The 17,240-nt window shown below is 73.4% G+C and carries 14 protein-coding genes, 1 rRNA gene and 1 pseudogene; 3 read left to right on the top strand and 13 right to left on the bottom strand.

The features are described from left to right. Window positions 1–6 precede the first annotated feature (6 nt). The gene (locus AC0B9F_RS28075) at window positions 7–1,515 is read right to left on the bottom strand and encodes an APC family permease (RefSeq protein ID WP_472007265.1); all 1,509 of its coding nucleotides are present in this window, start codon (window positions 1,513–1,515) and stop codon (window positions 7–9) included. Between the two features lie 223 nt (window positions 1,516–1,738). On the opposite strand from AC0B9F_RS28075, the gene AC0B9F_RS28080 reads away from it, so the two are divergent. Then, complete coding sequence (locus AC0B9F_RS28080; protein ID WP_472007266.1) at window positions 1,739–3,382, top strand: PucR family transcriptional regulator; 1,644 nt, start codon at window positions 1,739–1,741, stop codon at window positions 3,380–3,382. Between the two features lie 52 nt (window positions 3,383–3,434). On the opposite strand, the gene AC0B9F_RS28085 is transcribed toward AC0B9F_RS28080, so the two are convergent. The 5 genes from AC0B9F_RS28085 to AC0B9F_RS28105 form a co-directional block, all read right to left on the bottom strand. Then, window positions 3,435–4,571, bottom strand: a complete 1,137-nt coding sequence (locus AC0B9F_RS28085) for a glycosyltransferase family 4 protein (RefSeq protein WP_472007268.1) — start codon at window positions 4,569–4,571, stop codon at window positions 3,435–3,437. Window positions 4,572–4,829: 258 nt separating this feature from the next. After that, a complete protein-coding gene (recN, locus tag AC0B9F_RS28090) occupies window positions 4,830–6,572 on the bottom strand; it encodes a DNA repair protein RecN (RefSeq protein WP_472007269.1) in 1,743 nt (580 codons plus the stop codon). Window positions 6,573–6,691: 119 nt separating this feature from the next. Continuing rightward, a complete protein-coding gene (locus AC0B9F_RS28095; protein WP_472007271.1) occupies window positions 6,692–7,597 on the bottom strand; it encodes an NAD kinase in 906 nt (301 codons plus the stop codon). Further along, on the bottom strand, window positions 7,594–8,409 hold the full coding sequence (locus tag AC0B9F_RS28100) for a TlyA family RNA methyltransferase (protein WP_472007274.1): 816 nt from the start codon (window positions 8,407–8,409) through the stop codon (window positions 7,594–7,596). The genes AC0B9F_RS28095 and AC0B9F_RS28100 overlap by 4 nt, the downstream gene beginning before the upstream one ends. Before the next feature lie 7 nt (window positions 8,410–8,416). Beyond that, the gene (locus AC0B9F_RS28105; protein WP_472007275.1) at window positions 8,417–8,722 is read right to left on the bottom strand and encodes a hypothetical protein; all 306 of its coding nucleotides are present in this window, start codon (window positions 8,720–8,722) and stop codon (window positions 8,417–8,419) included. 42 nt (window positions 8,723–8,764) lie between these two features. Here AC0B9F_RS28105 and AC0B9F_RS28110 point away from each other — a divergent pair, with 42 nt between their 5' ends. After that, window positions 8,765–9,112: a sterol-binding protein gene (locus tag AC0B9F_RS28110; protein WP_472007277.1), complete on the top strand. Its 348-nt coding sequence runs from the start codon at window positions 8,765–8,767 to the stop codon at window positions 9,110–9,112. Here the strand turns inward: AC0B9F_RS28110 and AC0B9F_RS28115 are convergent. The 4 genes from AC0B9F_RS28115 to AC0B9F_RS28130 all read right to left on the bottom strand — a co-directional run bounded on the left by AC0B9F_RS28115 (window position 9,109) and on the right by AC0B9F_RS28130 (window position 13,238). Further along, the gene (locus AC0B9F_RS28115; RefSeq protein ID WP_472007278.1) at window positions 9,109–9,942 is read right to left on the bottom strand and encodes an ABC transporter ATP-binding protein; all 834 of its coding nucleotides are present in this window, start codon (window positions 9,940–9,942) and stop codon (window positions 9,109–9,111) included. The genes AC0B9F_RS28110 and AC0B9F_RS28115 overlap by 4 nt on opposite strands. Then, window positions 9,939–10,952 carry a FecCD family ABC transporter permease gene (locus AC0B9F_RS28120; RefSeq protein WP_472007299.1) on the bottom strand — a complete coding sequence of 338 codons (1,014 nt, stop codon included), beginning with the start codon at window positions 10,950–10,952 and terminating at the stop codon, window positions 9,939–9,941. Before AC0B9F_RS28120 ends, AC0B9F_RS28115 begins: the two co-directional genes overlap by 4 nt. Before the next feature lie 62 nt (window positions 10,953–11,014). After that, complete coding sequence (locus AC0B9F_RS28125) at window positions 11,015–12,058, bottom strand: FecCD family ABC transporter permease (RefSeq protein ID WP_472007279.1); 1,044 nt, start codon at window positions 12,056–12,058, stop codon at window positions 11,015–11,017. Window positions 12,059–12,209: 151 nt separating this feature from the next. Further along, window positions 12,210–13,238 (bottom strand): HAD-IIA family hydrolase, encoded by a 1,029-nt coding sequence (locus AC0B9F_RS28130; RefSeq protein WP_472007280.1) that lies wholly within the window; start codon window positions 13,236–13,238, stop codon window positions 12,210–12,212. A gap of 76 nt (window positions 13,239–13,314) precedes the next feature. Here AC0B9F_RS28130 and AC0B9F_RS28135 point away from each other — a divergent pair, with 76 nt between their 5' ends. Further along, complete coding sequence (locus AC0B9F_RS28135; protein WP_472007281.1) at window positions 13,315–14,607, top strand: DUF1015 family protein; 1,293 nt, start codon at window positions 13,315–13,317, stop codon at window positions 14,605–14,607. A gap of 85 nt (window positions 14,608–14,692) precedes the next feature. Here the strand turns inward: AC0B9F_RS28135 and AC0B9F_RS28140 are convergent, their stop codons facing one another. From AC0B9F_RS28140 to rrf, 3 genes and pseudogenes are all read right to left on the bottom strand, one after another. Continuing rightward, window positions 14,693–15,556, bottom strand: coding sequence for a tetratricopeptide repeat protein (locus AC0B9F_RS28140; protein ID WP_472007301.1), 864 nt, complete (start codon window positions 15,554–15,556; stop codon window positions 14,693–14,695). Window positions 15,557–16,009: 453 nt separating this feature from the next. Next, window positions 16,010–16,849: pseudogene (locus AC0B9F_RS28145) on the bottom strand (tetratricopeptide repeat protein); the annotation flags it as partial. Between the two features lie 96 nt (window positions 16,850–16,945). After that, window positions 16,946–17,062, bottom strand: a 5S ribosomal RNA gene (gene rrf / locus AC0B9F_RS28150). Between the last annotated feature and the right edge of the window lie 178 nt (window positions 17,063–17,240).

A 17,240-nucleotide genomic window follows, 5' to 3' on the forward strand; every position in this document is an offset into this window, starting at 1 on the left:
GGCTCCTCAGACGTTGGCGGGGGCTTCCTCGATGTCGCTGTCCGTGCGCTCGGCCGCGTCCTCCAGGACGATCCGGCCGATGATCTCGTAGCGTTCCGGCCGTCGGGCCCGCAGATAGAAACCGAGGGCGAGGCCGCCGAAGAAGACCAGCCCGACGATCCACGGGATGGCCTTGAAGAAGAGCGAGTCGGCCGCCGTACCGGCCGCGGTGTCCAGGTTGACCACCAGCAGCACCACCACGGCGGTCATGCCGATCCCGCCGAGCAGGGGCGCGGTGAAGGTGCGGAACCAGTGCCGGTCCTCGGGGTGGTTCTTGCGGAAGTAGCCGATGACGGCGAAGGAGCACAGGGTCTGCACGATGAGGATGGCCATCGTGCCGAGGATCGCCAGCAGCGTGTACAGGTGGATGTACGGGTCCTGCCCGGTCGCCCAGAAGACGCCGACGAGGGCGACGGCGATGACGGACTGCACGAAGGAGGCGAGATACGGCGAGCCGTGCCGCGGGTGGGTGCGGCCGAGGGCGGGGTGCAGGAACCCCTCGCGGCCGATGGCGTACAGGTAGCGCGCGGCGCACTGGTGGAAGGCCATGCCGCAGGCGAACGAGCCGGTGATCAGCAGCCATTGGAAGGCGTTGACCGCCCAGCCGCCGATGAAGGTGTGCGCGGGGGCGAAGAACAGGTCGAGCGGGCTCGCCCCGGCGGAGAGCTTCACCGCGCCCTTCAGTCCGTTGCCGGCGATGGTCATCCAGGAGACGTAGATGTAGAACAGGCCGACGCCGACCACGGAGATGATCGTGGCGCGCGGGATGACCCGCTTGGGGTCGCGGGACTCCTCGCCGTACATCGCCGTCGACTCGAAGCCGACCCAGGACCAGAAGGCGAAGAACAGGCCGAGTCCGGCGGAGGCGCCGGTGAAGGCGTTCTTGGGGTTGACCGGTTCCAGCGGGATGCCGTCCGGTCCGCCGCCGTGCAGCAGGACGGCGGTGGCGACCGCGAAGAGGACGGCGATCTCCGCGATGAGCATCACTCCGAGCGCCTTGGCGGTGAGGTTGATGTCGAAGTACGCGAGGACGGCCGTGACCAGCAGCATGGCGGCGGCGTACAGGACCCAGGGCAGGTCGACGCCGAGCTGGTCGTGGACGGTGGTCTTCGCGAAGTAGGAGAAGACGCCGACGATGGACGCCTCGAAGACGACGTACGCGAGCACCGCGAGCATTCCGGAGGCCAGGCCGGCGATCCGGCCCAGGCCGTGCGAGATGTAGCCGTAGAAGGCGCCGGCCGCCGTGATCCGGCGGGCCATCGCGACGTAGCCGACGGAGAAGACCGTCAGCACGAGGGTGGCGAACAGATAGCCGGCCGGTGCGCCGGTGCCGTTGCCGTAGCCGACCGCGATCGGCAGGTTGCCGGTCATCGCCGTGATGGGTGCGGCGGTCGCCACCGCCATGAACACCACACCCACCAGCCCTACGGAATTCGCTTTGAGGCGTTGCACCTCTCGCGTGGGTGTTTCTGCCATTCCCGCCCCTCTCACCGTGCTTTCACAACGAAATCCGAAGATCGCGCCGAGGTTGACCTGCGGATGCGTCAGTGTGGCGGTGAAGTGACGCACGCCACAACAGACAGTCGGTCACGCTGTCGGGCGTCTGGGGCGACGCAGTGTCGCGCCGCGCGGGACGGTGACCGTCCCCGTGACCGCCCGGAGATGTCGCCGTAACGCGGGCCCGGGTAGCGTCCGCAGCATGGACAGCCGCACCGACCACCGATTCGACACCCAGGGCACCGGAATCACCGTGCAGCGGGCACTGGAGCTGCCGGGCCTGCGCAGCGGACTGCCCGAGGTGCTCGCGGGCGCCGACCGGCTGGGGCGCACCGTGCGCTGGGTGCACGCGGGCGAGGTGCCGAACATCGCCTCCCTGCTCAAGGGCGGCGAACTGCTGCTGACCACGGGCTACGGGCTCGGCACCCGCCCCGCCGAGCAGCGGGCGTTCGCGCGGACCCTGGCCGAACGCGGCATCGCGGCGCTGGTGGTGGAGCTGGGCCCGCGTTTCGCCCGGCTGCCGGCGCCGCTGGTGGAGACGGCGCGGGCGGCGGGGCTGCCGCTGGTCCAGCTGCACCGCGAGGTGCCGTTCGTGACCGTCACCGAGGAGATCCACACCGAGATCGTCAACGGCCACTACGCGCTGCTGCAGCGGGCGGAGGAGGTGCACCGGCGCTGCACCCAGGCCCTGCTGGGCGGCGGCGGAGTGCCCCAGGTCCTCGGCATCCTCGCCGGCTTCAGCGACAACCCGGTCTTCCTGGAGACGGCCGACGGGCAGCTGCTGTACGCCGCCGGGGCCGGGCCGGAGGGCACCGATCCGCTCCAGGTGTGGGAGGGGCTGCGCGGCCCGCACAAGGACGCGCCGCCGCCGTCGGGTTCGGTCCTGGTGGACGTCCCCGGTGGTGGTCCGGGGACGGGTTCGGTGCGGGCGCGGCTGGTGCTGCTGCCGGTGCGCTCCCCGCTGGCGCCGGTGCACCGCATCGCCGCCGAGCGGGCCGCGGGCATACTGGCGGTGGTGCTGATGCAGGCCCGCCAGGAGGAGGAGCTGGCCGCGCGCGGGCGCGGCGACTTCCTCACCGACCTCGCCGAGGGCCGCATCACCGCCGAGGACGCCCCGGCGCAGGCCCGCGTCCTCGGCTTCAAACCGGGCTCGGGGCCGCTGCTGCCGGTGGTGATGCGGCTCGGTGACGCCCTCTCGCCCGGCGGCGGCTGGGCGGTGCTGGCCCGCGCGGTCTCCGAGGAACTGGCCGCCGTGGGCGTGCCGGTGCTGATCGGCGTACGCCCGGTGGAGGGCCGTGTGCTGGTCCTTCTGGGCCTGCGCTCGGAGCCGGAGCGCGCGGCGGTCGCCGACCGGGCCGCGGCGGCGCTGCGGGCGGGTGTGGAGCGGGCCGGGATGCAGCGGCCGGGCGCGCAGCCGCCGGTCGTGGTGGTCGGGGTCGCGGGTGGCTGGGCGGCGGCCTCGGCGGCGCTGCGGCACGCGGCGGAGACGGCGACGGCGGCGCAGGGCCTCACGGACCGCCCCTGGTACGACGCCCGCCGCCTGGACATCGACCTGCTGCTGTGGCGGCTGCGCGACCATCCGGACCTGGAGGCCTTCGTGGACCGCGCGATCGGCCCCCTGCGCGACCACGACCACCGCTCGCGCCCTCCGCTGCTGCCCACCCTCGAGACGTACCTGGCCCACGCCGGCCGCAAGGCGGAGACGGCCCGCGAGCTGCACCTGAACCGTCAGACCCTCTACAACCGCCTCGCCCGCATCGGCGAGTTGCTCGGCACCGACCTCGACGACCCCCAGACGGTCCTGGCCCTGAGCCTGGCGCTGCGGGCCCGTCGGCACGTGCCGTAGGTCCCCGGGGCCACGTGCCGCAGGGGCGACCAAAGCCACGTGCCGTTGGCGCCTAGAGCCACGGCGAGGGCTTGGTCAACTCGTCGTAGACACTTAGCACTTGGGCGACCGTCTCGTCGTCCGAGGGCCAGGTGGCCGCCTGCCGTGCGCCTTTGGCGCGCAGTTCCTCGCAGCGGACGGGGTCGTCGAGCAGGCGGGTGACGCGCGAGGCGAGCGCCGCGGCGTCGCCGTAGGGCACCAGTTCGGCGGCGTCGCCGACGAGCTCGCGGATGCCGCCGACGTCGGTCGCGACGAGCGGCACGCGCGCGTGGAGCGCCTCCTGGGCGAGCACGGACCGCGACTCCCAACGGCTGGGCAGCAGCGCGAGGTCGGCGGCGGCGAGCAGCTCGCCGACGTCGTCGCGGCGCCCGAGCAGCCGTACCGGCAGCCCCTCGTCCTCGATACGGCGCTGCAGCTCCGGCCGCGACGGTCCCTCCCCGGCGATCGCCACGAGCGGCGCCGGGTCCAGGGAGCGCCACGCGCGTGCGGCGTCCAGCAGGAGGTCGTATCCGCGGTGGCGTTCCAGTGAGCCGACCGCCAGCAGCAAGGGGCGTCCGGTGGCGCCGAGTTCGGCGCGCACCTTGGGGCGGCGCCGCTCGGCCTCCTCGTCGGGGCCGGCCGGGCGCGACCCGGGTACGGAGACCGCGGCGAGCCGGGCGTCCCTCGCGCCGGTGCGGCGGGCGACGTCCACCAGAACCGAGCTGGTGCCCAGCACGACGGCGGCGGTCCTGGCCACCCGTCGTTCCAGCAGCCGCAGCAGCTGGGCGCGCGGCCCCTCGGCGTACGCCCGGTCGTGCCAGGTGACGACGAGCGGGGTGCGGCGCCCGCTGAGCGCGAGCGCGGCCCGGAACGAGGCGTGCAGCCCGTGCGCGTGCACGAGATCGGCGTTCGCGCAGGCCGCCCGCAGCGCGGCGACGGACACCGGGTCGCTGCTGCGCTCCACGGCCACGTGGTCGGCGCCGGCGCCGGTGAAGTCGTAGGCGTGATCGGCCTCGTAGGGGGCGCACACGGTGACCTTCACGCCCCGTGCGACGAGCCCGGCGGCCAGCGAGCGCACATGGGCGCTGCTGCCGGCGTTACCGCCGCCGAGCACCTGCACGGTGCGCAGCAACGGCCGGCCGTGCGGTGACGGGCTGCTCGCGGGGGTCACGTGGCCGGGCTCCTGGGTCGGCGTGGGACGGTCACGAAGAGAACGTACAGAACGATCGAGCGAAGGGGGCGGACCACACCGTTTCCTCCGCCACGCCGCCAAGAATGCCAGCACATACGGCCGTTCCGGGAACCGCGGGGGCGCACGCCGACCTCGTACGCCCCCCGGCGTCACTCACACGAGTGAGCGGGCCGCGCCCCTCCGACCCTTCCGCGGCAGCGCGAATCGACCTGCACGAGTGCTCGGCCGGGCCTGCCGCTACCCGTCCGCGCGGGCCGTCGCCAGGAGTTCCTCCGCGTGGGCGCGGGCGGTCTCGGAGTCCTCCTGACCCGCCAGCATCCGGGAGAGTTCGCGGATGCGGTCCTCGCCCTCCAGGACCTTCACGCCCGAGCGCGTCACCGAGCCGTCGTTGGTCTTCTCCACCAGCAGCTGCCGGTCGGCGAACGCGGCCACCTGCGGCAGGTGCGTGACGACGACGACCTGCGCCGACTTCGCGAGCCGCGCCAGGCGCCGCCCGATCTCCACCGCCGCCTTGCCGCCGACGCCGGCGTCGACCTCGTCGAAGAGATACGTCGGCACCGGGTCCGTCCCCGCGAACACGACCTCGACGGCCAGCATCACGCGGGACAGCTCACCGCCGGAGGCCCCCTTGGCGATCGGCCGCGGCGGCGCGCCCGGGTGCGGGGCGAGCAGCAGCTCGACCTCGTCCACGCCGGACGGGCCGTAGCCGACCGTGCGCCCGAACACCTCGACGCCCTCCGGGTCCTCGCTCTGCCGGATGTCGAAGGACACACGCGCGTGCGGCATCGCCAGCGACGCCAGCTCCGCGGTCACGGCCGCCGCGAACCGCTCGGCGGCCTCGGTGCGCGCCTCGGTCAGCGCCTGCGCGAGCCCGCCCAGTTCGGCGCGCAGCCCGTCGCGTTCGGCGGTCAGCTCCTCGGTCCGCTCGTCGTCACCGTCGAGTTCGGTCAGCCGCTGCGCGCTGCGCTCGGCCCACGCCAGCACCGCGTTGACGTCCTCGCCGTACTTCCGCGTCAGCTGCGTCAGCGCGGCCCGCCGCTCCTCCACCGCCGCCAGCCGCAGTGGATCGGCGTCCAGGTCGTCGGCGTATCCCGCCAGCTCCCCGGCCACGTCGCCGAGCAGGATGCCGATCTCCCCGATCCGGTCGGTGAGCGCGGCCAGCGCCGGATCGTGCGAGCGGACGGCCTCCAGGGCCCGCTGGGCGCCCGCGACCAGCGTGGTCGCGTCGATGCTCTCGGGGTCCTCCGGATTGCCCGCGAGCGCGGCGTGCGCGGCCGTCGCGGCCGACGACAGCGCCTCCGCGTGCCCGAGCCGCTCGGCCTCCTCGGCCAGCTCCGCGTCCTCACCGGCGCGCGGCTCCACGGCCGCGATCTCGTCGAGGCCGAAGCGCAGCAGGTCGGCCTCCTGGGCCCGCTCTCGCGCGCGTGTCGTGATCTCGTCCAGCTCGGCGGCCACGGCCCGCAGCCGCTTGTACGCCTCGCGGTACTTGGTCAGCGGCACGGCGACCGCGTCCCCGGCGTACCGGTCCAGCGCCTCACGCTGCCGGGACAGCTTCAGCAGCCCCTGCTGGTCGGTCTGCCCGTGCACGGCCACCAGGTCGTCGGCGAGTTCCGCGAGCAGCCCCACGGGGACCGACCGCCCTCCGACGTGCGCCCGCGACCGGCCCTCGGCGGACACCGTGCGGCTGATCAGCAGCGCCCCGTCGTCCAGCTCGGCCCCGGCCTCCTCGGCCCGTACGACGGCGGTGGCGTCCGCGGGTACGGTGATCCGGCCCTCGACGACCGCCTTGTCCGCCCCGAGCCGCACGAGCGCCGCGTCGGCGCGCCCGCCCAGCAGCAGCCCGAGGCTGGTGACCACCATGGTCTTGCCCGCACCGGTCTCGCCGGTGACGGCGGTGAACCCGGGCGACAGCTCGACAACGGCGTCGTCGATGACACCGAGCGACCGTATCCGCATCTCTTCCAGCACGCACAAGACCATACGAGGTCCGGCAGGCCGAGTGCGACCGCCCCGCCTTTGTCACCCACCCGAGCGAGGCCCCGTCGTTCGATCGACCCGGCGTCGGATCAGTGCGGCGCACCGCGCCACCCGGCGCCGTCCTAGTGCGGCGCCCCGCGCCACCCCGAGACCGGCAGCGCGAACTTCGCGACGAGCCGGTCCGTGAAGTTCGCGTGGTGCAGCCGCGCCAGCCGCACCGGCACGGCCCCGCGCCGCACCTCCACCCGCGCCCCCGGCGGCAACTCCACCGTGCGCCGCCCGTCGCACCACAGCACCCCCGGCGGGACGTGCGGCAGCACCTCGACGGCCAGCACCGAGTCCGGCGCCGTCACCAGCGGCTTCGCGAACAGCGCGTGCGCCGAGATCGGCACCATCAGCAGCGCCTCGACCTCCGGCCACACCACTGGCCCGCCCGCCGAGAACGCGTACGCCGTCGACCCGGTCGGCGTCGCGCACACGATCCCGTCGCAGCCGAACCCGGTCACCGGCCGCCCGTCGATCTCCAGCACGACCTCGAGCATCCGCTCCGCGGACACCTTCTGCACGGCCGCCTCGTTCAGCGCCCAGTCGGTGTGCACGATGTCGCCGTTGCGGTGCACGACGACGTCGACGGTCATCCGCTCCTCGACCTCGTACGACCGGGCCACCACCCGGTCCACGACCTTCTCCAGGTCGTCCCGCTCGGCCTCCGCGAGGAACCCGACCCGCCCCAGGTTGACGCCCAGCATCGGCACCCCGGACGCCCGCGCGAACTCCGCGCCGCGCAGCAGCGTGCCGTCACCTCCGAGGACGATGAGCAGCTCGCACCCGTCGAGGCACTGCGGAGTCGCCTCCTTGATCAGCTGCACCTCGTCCGGCAGGGGCAGATCGACCGCCTCCGCCTGAAGCACCCGCACCCCGATACCGGACCGCAGCAGGCCCTTGACCACGAGCTCGGCACTGCGCACGGCCGCCGGCCGTCCGGTGTGGGCGAGCAGGAAAACAGTACGAGCTCGGTTCTGCGTCAACGCGGCCCCTCCGCCACTGCACGGTCAACATCGGCCGGGTCCAGGGCGGGCGCCCCGGCACGCAGCCACAGGAAGTACTCGACATTGCCGGACGGCCCGGGCAGCGGGCTGGCGGTGACACCCCTCACCCCGAGCCCCAGCTCCCACGCCTTCTCGGCCACACCCCGCACGGCCTCCGCCCGCAGCTGCGGACTCCGTACGACACCCCCGCTGCCCAGCCGCTCCTTCCCCACCTCGAACTGCGGCTTCACCATCATCACGAGATCGGCGTCCGGCGTCACGCACCGCACCAGCGCGGGCAGCACGAGACCCAGCGGAATGAAGGACAGATCCCCCACGACCAGGTCCACGGGGGTCCCGTCGATCGACTCGAGCGTCAACTCGCGTACGTTCGTACGGTCCTTGACGGTGACGCGTTCATCGCTCTGCAGCGTCCAGGCGAGCTGTCCGTACCCGACGTCCACGGCGACCACGTGCGCGGCCCCGGCCCGCAGCAGCACGTCCGTGAAGCCGCCCGTGGACGCGCCGGCGTCCAGCGCCCGCCGGCCCTCGACGGCCAGCCCCTGCGGCACGAAGGCGGCCAGCGCCCCGGCGAGCTTGTGCCCGCCGCGGGAGACGTAGTCGGGATCGCCGTCGTCGGCCGTGACGACGATCGCCGCCGCCGTCTCGACCTGGGTGGCGGGCTTGGTCGCGACGGCCTTGCCGACGGTGACCCGCCCCGCGGCGATCAGCTGGCTGGCGTGCTCACGCGAACGCGCGAGCTTGCGGCGGACCAGCTCCGCGTCCAGACGGCGACGTGCGACTCCTGCCACGGTGCGTTCAGCTCCTGCTCTGGTACGACGGCGAGGACGCCGTCGGATACGACGACGGGGGCGCCGGAGGTCCCGGGCGGGCGTCGAGCGCGGTGAGCGCGTCGCGCAGCCCCCGGTGTACATCCTCGTACACCTCGAGGTGTCCGTCCGTGGCGAGGTGGTCGGCGTCGGCCAGCCGGTCCAGGGCGGCGTCGACGCCGGCGTCGCCGGTGGGGGTGCGGTCCACGTTCAGCGGGGCCGGGGCGGCGGGGTCGTACGCCGGCTCGTCCGGGCCCTCCTCGTGCGCCTCGGCGTCGGAGACGGTGTCGTGCATGCCCAGACGCTACCGCGAAGCCCTGCGGTACCGTCGAGCGCGATGGCCACGATCGAGGAGTGCCGCAGCGCACTCGACAAACTTTCGGACAGCATGCAGCGCGCGGAGGGCGACGTCCGCGAGGCCGCGGCCCTGGACCGTTCGGTGAGCTGCCACATCACGGACCTGGACGTCACCTTCGCCGGGCGGCTGACCGGCGGCCGGATCCGGGTGGACGACACCCTTCAGGGTCCGCCCCCCGAGCGGGCCGAGATCCGGCTGGCGATGGCCGGCGACGACCTGGTGGCCCTGGTGAACGGCGAGCTGAACTTCGCGCGCGCCTGGGGCTCGGGCCGGGTGAGGCTGGAGGCGAGCCTGGTGGACCTGTTCCGGCTCAGGAAGCTGCTCTAGACCCGTACGCGTGCCTTCCGCGCGGCCGGCACCACCAGCGGCGTCCCCGTCTCCGGGTCGTCGATGACCTGGCAGCGCAGGTGGAACACCTCCTCGACGAGCTCCGCCGTGACGATGTCCTTCGGCGCGCCCTGCGCGACGACCTCGCCGCCCTTGAGGGCGATCAGGTGCGTGGCGTACCGGGCGGCGTGGTTGAGGTCGTGCAGCACCGCGACGAGCGTGCGGCCCTGCGTCTCGTGCAGCTCCGCGCACAGGTCGAGCACGTCGATCTGGTGCTGGATGTCGAGGTAGGTCGTCGGCTCGTCGAGCAGCAGCAGCGGGGTCTGCTGGGCGAGCGCCATCGCGATCCACACGCGCTGGCGCTGACCGCCGGACAGCTCGTCGACGTACCGGTCGGCGAGTTCGGCGACCCCGGTCTGCGCCATGGACTCCTGGACGACCCGCTCGTCCTCGCTGGACCACTGGCGCAGCAGGCCCTGGTGCGGGTAGCGGCCGCGGCCGACGAGGTCGGCGACCGTGATGCCGTCGGGGGCGATCGACGACTGCGGCAGCAGGCCGAGGGTGCGGGCGACCTTCTTCGCGGGCATCGACTGGATCACCTGCCCGTCCAGCAGCACCCGGCCCCGGCTCGGCTTGAGCATCCGCGACAGCGCCCGCAGCAGCGTCGACTTGCCGCACGCGTTCGGGCCGACGATCACCGTGAAGGACTCGTCGGGGATCTCGACCGACAGCTGCTCGGCGATGACGCGCTGGTCGTAGGCGAGGGTGACGTTGTCGGCGGACAGGCGGTTCACGGGGCTCCTATCGGTGTTCTGGTGCGTGCCGCTCATATCCGGCCCGCCCGGCGCTCGGTGACCAGCAGCCACAGCAGGTAGACGCCGCCGAGTACGCCGGTGACCACGCCGACGGGCAGCTGGTCGGCGCCGAACAGCCGCTGCGAGGCGAAGTCGGCGGCGACCAGCAGGGCGGCGCCCATGCACAGCGACGGCACGAGGTTCGGACCCGGCGAGCGGGTCAGGCGGCGGGCGAGCTGCGGCGCGGTGAGGGCGACGAACCCGACGGGCCCGGCGGCGGCCGTGGCGGTGGCGGTGAGCAGGACGGCGGCCACCATCAGCAGCATCCGCACCCGCTCGACGCGCACCCCGAGGGCGCCGGCCATGTCGTCGCCCATCTCCATCATCCTCAGGCCCCGCGCGTGGGCGAGGACCAGCGGCACCAGCACCGCGCACAGCACGAGCAGCGGCCACACCTGCTCCCAGCCGCGGCCGTTGAGCGAGCCGGTCATCCACACGATCGCGCGGGCCGCGTCGACCAAGTCGGCCTTGGTGATGAGGTAGCCGTTGACGGCCGTGGCGACCGCGGAGACGCCGATGCCGACCAGGACCAGCCGGTAGCCGTGCACGCCCTGCTTCCAGGCGAGCAGATAGATGGCGAGGCCGGTCAGCAGGCCGCCGGCCAGCGCCCCGAGGGTGACCTGCGCGGTGCTGCCGCCGACCAGGACGATCACGACGAGGGCGCCGGCCGTCGAGCCCTGCCCGAGGCCGAGGACGTCCGGGCTGCCCAGCGGGTTGCGGGAGACGGCCTGGAACAGCGCACCGCCCAGCCCCAGCGCGGCCCCGACCAGCAGACCGACCAGGACCCGCGGCAGCCGCAGCTCCCGGATGATGAACTCCTGCCCCGGGTTGCCGTCGCCGAGCAGCGTCCTGACCACGTCCCCGGCGGAGACGGGGAAGTCGCCGGTGCCGATGAGCGCGACACTCGCGGCGAGCGCGGCCACCAGCAGCAGGGCGACGACGACCAGCGCGCGCACGTCGAGGCGCAGCGACAGTCCGCCGGGCATGCGCACCGCCTGCGGGCCACGCGTCGTGCGAGCCGTCGTGCTCGTCTTCTTCACCGCCGTGTTCACAGCTGAGCCGTCCTGCGCCGGCGGACCAGGAAGATGAAGACCGGACCGCCCAGGACGGCGGTGACGACACCGACCTGGAGTTCCGAGGGCCGCACGGCGATCCGGCCGAGCACATCGGCGCCCAGCAGCAGCACGGGCGACAGGACGGTGGCGTACGGCAGGATCCAGCGCAGGTCGGGTCCGGTGAAGGAGCGCACGACGTGCGGCACCATCAGCCCGACGAACAGGATCGGCCCGCAGGCCGCGGTGGCCGCCCCGCACAGCACGGTGGCGGCGAGCATGGCCAGCGCCCGGGTCCGGTCGAGGTGGGCGCCGAGGGCCTTGGCGGTGTCGTCGCCCATGGCCATGGCGTTGAGCGGGCGGGCGAGGAGGAGCGCCAGCAGAGTGCCGGCCGCGAAGAACGGCAGCACCTGCTTGATGGTCCCGTCGGTGGCGGAGTTCAGCGAGCCGACGGTCCAGAAACGCATCTTGCCCAGCGCCGCGTCGTCCGTGATCATCACCGCCTGCACGAACCCGTACAGCGCGGCGGTGATCGCGGTCCCCGCGAGCGCGAGCCGGACGGGCGTGGCGCCCCTGCTGCCGCCGAGGAACCACACCAGCGCGCCCACGACGGCGGCGCCGAGGAAGGCGAACCACACATAGCCGGTCAGGCTGGTGACGCCGAGATACGTGATCGCCGTGACGACCGCGGCGGACGCGCCCGCGTTGATGCCGAGCAGACCGGGGTCGGCGAGCGGGTTGCGGGTGAGCGCCTGGAGGACGGCCCCGGACAGGCCGAGCGCCGCCCCGGCGAGCAGCCCGAGCACGGTCCGCGCCAGCCGGTCGTCGACGACGACGTCGCCGTACGTCCCGGCGTCGTGGAACAGGCCGTGCCAGACCTGCCCCACGGACAGCTGCTTGGCGCCGACGGCGATGCTCGCCACGACCAGGAGGGCCAGGACCGCCAGGGCGACCAGCAGCCCGACGGCACGTATCGCCCGGCGGCTCGGGGGCGCGGCAGCGGTCGCCGCGCGCTGTTCGGGAGGACTGTCGACCGACACGAGGTTAGGTTAGCCTACCCTCGCTTCGTCGACGATCCCCGGTCGTAGCCGCGCTCCCGGTCCGGCTCCCGGTCGCAGGCGCGATCGCCGTCTCGGCTTCCGGTCGCAGGCGCAATCGCCGGTCTCGGTACCGAAGGTCGGGGGCCTCGGCTCACAACCCCAGCCGGGCCAGCGCCTTCCCCGCGTCCAGCGCGCACACGCCGTCCCCGGCCGCCGTCCAGGCCGCCGCGCACAACGCCCGCAGACCGTCCAGCGCCTCACCGTCCCCGCTCAGCACGAACTGCTCGTCCCCGACGCCGGCCGTCCACCCGCCGCACCGGAAACCGTCACCCTCTTCGGTGATCTCCGGCTGCCCGGTGAGCATCCCGCGCAGGTCGGCGTCGACATACGTCGGCCGGTGCTGCGGCGGCGCGGCGAGCAACTGCGCGCCGTCGGTGACGCCGGTCAGGACCAGCAGCGAGTCGACACCGCCGTTGAACGCCCCCTCGATGTCCGTGTCCAGCCGGTCCCCCACCACCAGCGGCCGCTCGGCACCCGTGCGCAGGATCGTCTCCCGGTGCATCGGCGGCAGCGGCTTGCCCGCCACCTGCGGCTCGGCACCGGTCGCGATCCGTACGACCTCCACCGCCGCCCCGTTGCCCGGCGCGATACCGCGCCCGCTGGGGATCGTCAGATCCGTGTTGGACGCGAACCACGGCACTCCGCGCGCGACCGCGTAGGACGCCTCGGCGAACCGGCCCCACGGCAGGTCCGGCCCGCCGAACCCCTGCACCACCGCCGCCGGATCGTCGTCCGCCGACTCCACGGGCACCAGGCCGCGCTCGCGCAGCGCCACCCGCAGCCCGTCCCCGCCGATCACGAGCACCCGCGCACCGGCCGGCACCTGCTCACTGATCAGCCGGGCCACCGCCTGCGCGGACGTGATGACGTCCTGCGCGCCCGTCGGTATGCCCAGCTCGGACAGATGCTCCGCGACCACGTCCGGCGTGCGCAGCGCGTTGTTCGTGACATACGCCAGACGCATCCCGCCGGCCCGGGCCCTCTCCAGCGACTCCACGGCGTGCGCGATCGCGTCCCCGCCCGCGTACACCACCCCGTCGAGATCGAGCAGCGCAGTGTCGTACGCCTCGCTCAGGGCCTGCCCACTGCCCTCGGGCCTCGTCCTGACGCTCCGGCTCATTGCACATCGCTCCTCGGCTCTGCATGCTCTTTCCCCCGATCATCGCGCATACCACTGACACACGTACGATGCCGGGATGGACACAGCAGGTCACTCGGAAGCAACAGCGCGCCGGGGCCTCGAACTCGCGCCGTTCCGAGGTCTGCGCTACGACCCGGACCGGGTCGGCAGCCTCGCCGCCGTCACCTCGCCGCCGTACGACGTCGTGGTCCGCCCCGACGGCCTGCACCATCTCCAGTCGTCGGACCCGTACAACATCGTCCGCCTCATCCTCCCCCAGGCCGGCACCCCCAGCGCCCGCAACGAGCAGGCCGCCGACACGCTGCGCCGCTGGCTCGACGAGGGCGTGCTGACCGCCGATCCCGTACCCGGCCTGTACGTCTACGAACAGCGCGACGGCGACGGCATGCTTCAGCGGGGCCTGATCGGCGCCCTGCGCGTGACCGACCCGGACGACGGCCTGGTCCTGCCGCACGAGGACGTCATGCCGCACGTGGTCGCCGACCGCGCCGCCCTGATGCGCGCGACCTCCGCGAACCTCGAACCGCTCCTGCTGACCTACCGCGGCAACGGCCCCACGGCCGCCACCACCTGGGCCGTCGAGGGCGCCGCGGAGCAGCCTCCGCTGCTGTCGACGACCACCGAGGACGGCTTCACCCACCGTCTGTGGTCCGTCACCGACCCCGCCGAACTGGCCGCGGTCCAGGCCGACCTGGCGCACCACCAGGCGCTGATCGCCGACGGCCACCACCGCTGGGCGACCTACCGCCGGCTGCGCGAGGAACACCCCTCCCCCGGCCCCTGGGACTACGGCCTCGTCCTGCTCGTCGACACCGCCCGCTACCCGCTGCGCGTCCGCGCCATCCACCGGCTTCTGCACGGCCTGCCGGTGGCAGCGGCCGTCGCCGCCGTCGAGGGCCACTTCCGCGTGCGGCGCCTGGAGGTTCCGCTCCCGGAGGCCCTGGAGGCCCTCGCCGACGCGGCCTGCGCCGGCAACGCCTTCCTGCTGGCCGGCGACGGTGCCTTCCACCTCCTCGACCGCCCCGACCCGGCGCTGCTGGCCCGTACGGTCCCCGCCGACCGCCCCGCGGCCTGGCGCACTCTGGACGCGACGGTCCTGCACACCACGCTGCTGGAGCACATCTGGCGGATCCCCGAGGACTCCCCGGCCCACATCGCCTACATCCACGACACGGCCGCCACCGTCACCAAGGCCGAACGCGACGGCTCCACGGCGGTGCTGCTGCACCCGGTGCGCGAGGAGGTCGTCCGCGACCTCGCCCGCCAGGGCGTCACCATGCCCCGCAAGTCGACGTCCTTCGGCCCGAAACCGGCCTCCGGCCTGGTCCTGCGCGCACTCGACCTCTGAGCGCCCCGGCCTCGGACGGCGGCACAACGACGAGAGGGCGGGCCCCCGGTGAAACCCGGGAGCCCGCCCTCTGTCGTCGTGGCTGTCAGCCGTTGTCGCCGTCGGCGGCCTCGGCGTCGTCAGCCTCATGGGCCTCGGCGTCGGCGGCGTCGTCAGCCTCATCGGCGTCGGCGTCGTCGACGTCCTTCTCCGCGGCCTCGGTGACCTCCGTGACCTCAGGGGCCGTCGTGACCTCCGTGACCGACGGGACGTCCGCGTCCTCCGCTTCCTCGTCGAGCGCGTCGACGAACTCCACGCCGTCCATCTCGGCGAGCCGGTCCGAAGCGTCGGTGCTGCCGTCCCGGTCCGCCTCCACGGCCTTGGCGAACCACTCGCGCGCCTCGTCCTTACGGCCGGCCGCCAGCAGCGCGTCGGCGTACGCGTAGCGCAGCCGCGCGGTCCACGGCTGGACCGAGTTGGACGCCAGCTCGGGGCTCTGCAGCGTCACGATGGCCGCGTCCAGCTGCTCCATGTCCCGCCGGGCGCCGGCCGCGACGAGCCGCATCTCGACCTGGCCGGCCTTGTCCAGCTTGTGCACCTCGGGCGCACCGGCCATGTCCAGCGCCTTCTCCGGCCGCCCGAGCCCACGCTCGCAGTCGGCCATCACGGGCCACAGATCGACATTGCCGGTCATACGCCGGGCAGCGCGGAACTCGGCGAGCGCCTCGCTGTACTTCTGGCTCGCGTACGCCGCGAAACCGGCGGCCTCCCGTACGGCGGCGACACGCGAGGCCAGCCGCAGGGCCACCCTGGAGTAGCCGTAGGCGCCCTCGGGGTCCTCGTCGATGAGCCGCGCGACCATCACCAGGTTCTTGGCGACGTCGTCCGCGAGCGTCTTCGGCAGGCTCTGCAGCTCCTGGCGTACGTCCTTGTCGATCTCCTCGCCGGTGACGTCCGGCGGGATCGGCAGCCGCTTGATCGGCTCGCGGTCACGGTCACGGTCCCGGTCGTCACGGAAGCGTCCGCCGCCGCGCCGGTCGTCGCGGCCGCGGTCGTCACGGCCCCGGAAACCGCCCGGTCGGCCGCCGCGGTCGTCGTGACGGGGGCCGCCGCGACCGCCACGGTCGTCCCGGCCGCGGAAGCCGCCACGCTCGCCGCCCCGGTCTCCACCACGGTCACCGAAACGCCGCTCGCCCGTGCGCTCCGCGCCACGCTCGCCGAAGCGCCGGTCACCACCGCGGTCGTCACGACGCTCACCGCGCCGGTCGTCCGGACGGCTGTCCCGGCGGTCATCACGGCGGTCATCACGCCGGTCGTCGCGGCGGAAACCACCACGGTCGCCCCGGTCGTCGCGGCGCTCGTCACGCCGGTCGTCCCGGCGGAAGCCGCCCCGGTCGCCACTGTCACGGCGAACGAAGCCGCCGCGATCGCGGTCGTCGCGGGGAGCGTAGCCACCCCGGTCACGGTCATCGCGGCGGTCGTCGCGGCGGTCGTCCCTGCGGAAGTCACCGCGGTCGTCGCGCCGTTCGTCGCGGCGGAAACCACCGCGGTCGTCGCGCCGGCCGAAGCCGCCACGGTTGTCGTCGCGACGGAAGCCCGGACGGTCACCGCGCTCACCGCGGTCGTCACGACGGAAACCGGGACGGTCACCGCGCTCACCGCGGTCGTCACGCCGGAAGGCCGGACGCTCACCACGGTCGTCGCGACGGAAGGCCGGACGCTCACCGCGATCGTCACGGCGGAAGGCGGGACGGTCACCGCGCTCACCACGGTCGTCACGCCGGAAGCCCGGACGCTCACCGCGATCGTCGCGACGGAAGCCGGGACGGTCACCGCGCTCACCACGGTCGTCACGCCGGAAGGCCGGACGATCGCCGCGCTCACCACGGTCGTCACGCCGGAACGCGGGACGGTCACCGCGCTCTCCACGGTCGTCACGCCGGAACGCGGGACGGTCACCGCGGTCGTCGCGGCGCGGCCCCCGGTCCCGGTCGTCGCGCCGGCCGAAACCCCCGCGGTTGTCGTCCCGTCGGAACCCACCACGGTCGCCACGGTCACCGCCACTACGCTCAGCGCGGTCGCCCCGGTCGTCACTCCGGCGGTCGTCCCGGCGGAAGCCGCCGCGGTCTCCACCGTCACGGCGGCCGTAGCCACCACGGTCACGGTCGTTGCCGCGGGGGGCACCTCCACGGTCGCCGCGGTCCCCGCCCTCCCGGCGCCGCTGATCGCGCTCCGGACGGTCGTCGGGAGAGTTGGTGGACATCGGTGACTCCTGTCTTCGGTACTACAAGCATTGTAAAAACAAAAGGACCCCTGGTCCCAGCTGAACGCTGGTGACCAGGGGTCCTTCCCAAAGATTGTTCGGCGGCGTCCTACTCTCCCACAGGGTCCCCCCTGCAGTACCATCGGCGCTGTAAGGCTTAGCTTCCGGGTTCGAAATGTAACCGGGCGTTTCCCCTACGCTATGACCACCGAAACCCTAATGGTTTCGAGCGAACAAGCACACTTTTCTGTTATGCGTTCTGCTCAAAGCCGGCAACTGTTCGTTGCCTCAGAACTAACACAGTGGACGCGAGCAACTGAGGACAAGCCCTCGGCCTATTAGTACCGGTCAACTCCACACGTTACCGTGCTTCCATATCCGGCCTATCAAC

The sequence above is a fragment of the Streptomyces sp. NPDC097129 genome, from assembly GCF_055668065.1.

Coding starts and splice junctions, on each gene's coding strand:
- recN (WP_472007269.1), bottom strand. CDS start 6,572: ATGGTCTTGTGCGTGCTGGAAGAGATGCGGATACGGTCGCTCGGTGTC.
- AC0B9F_RS28080 (WP_472007266.1), top strand. CDS start 1,739: ATGGACAGCCGCACCGACCACCGATTCGACACCCAGGGCACCGGAATC.
- AC0B9F_RS28120 (WP_472007299.1), bottom strand. CDS start 10,952: ATGCCCGGCGGACTGTCGCTGCGCCTCGACGTGCGCGCGCTGGTCGTC.
- AC0B9F_RS28135 (WP_472007281.1), top strand. CDS start 13,315: ATGGACACAGCAGGTCACTCGGAAGCAACAGCGCGCCGGGGCCTCGAA.
- AC0B9F_RS28105 (WP_472007275.1), bottom strand. CDS start 8,722: ATGCACGACACCGTCTCCGACGCCGAGGCGCACGAGGAGGGCCCGGAC.
- AC0B9F_RS28110 (WP_472007277.1), top strand. CDS start 8,765: ATGGCCACGATCGAGGAGTGCCGCAGCGCACTCGACAAACTTTCGGAC.
- AC0B9F_RS28075 (WP_472007265.1), bottom strand. CDS start 1,515: ATGGCAGAAACACCCACGCGAGAGGTGCAACGCCTCAAAGCGAATTCC.
- AC0B9F_RS28115 (WP_472007278.1), bottom strand. CDS start 9,942: ATGAGCGGCACGCACCAGAACACCGATAGGAGCCCCGTGAACCGCCTG.
- AC0B9F_RS28130 (WP_472007280.1), bottom strand. CDS start 13,238: ATGAGCCGGAGCGTCAGGACGAGGCCCGAGGGCAGTGGGCAGGCCCTG.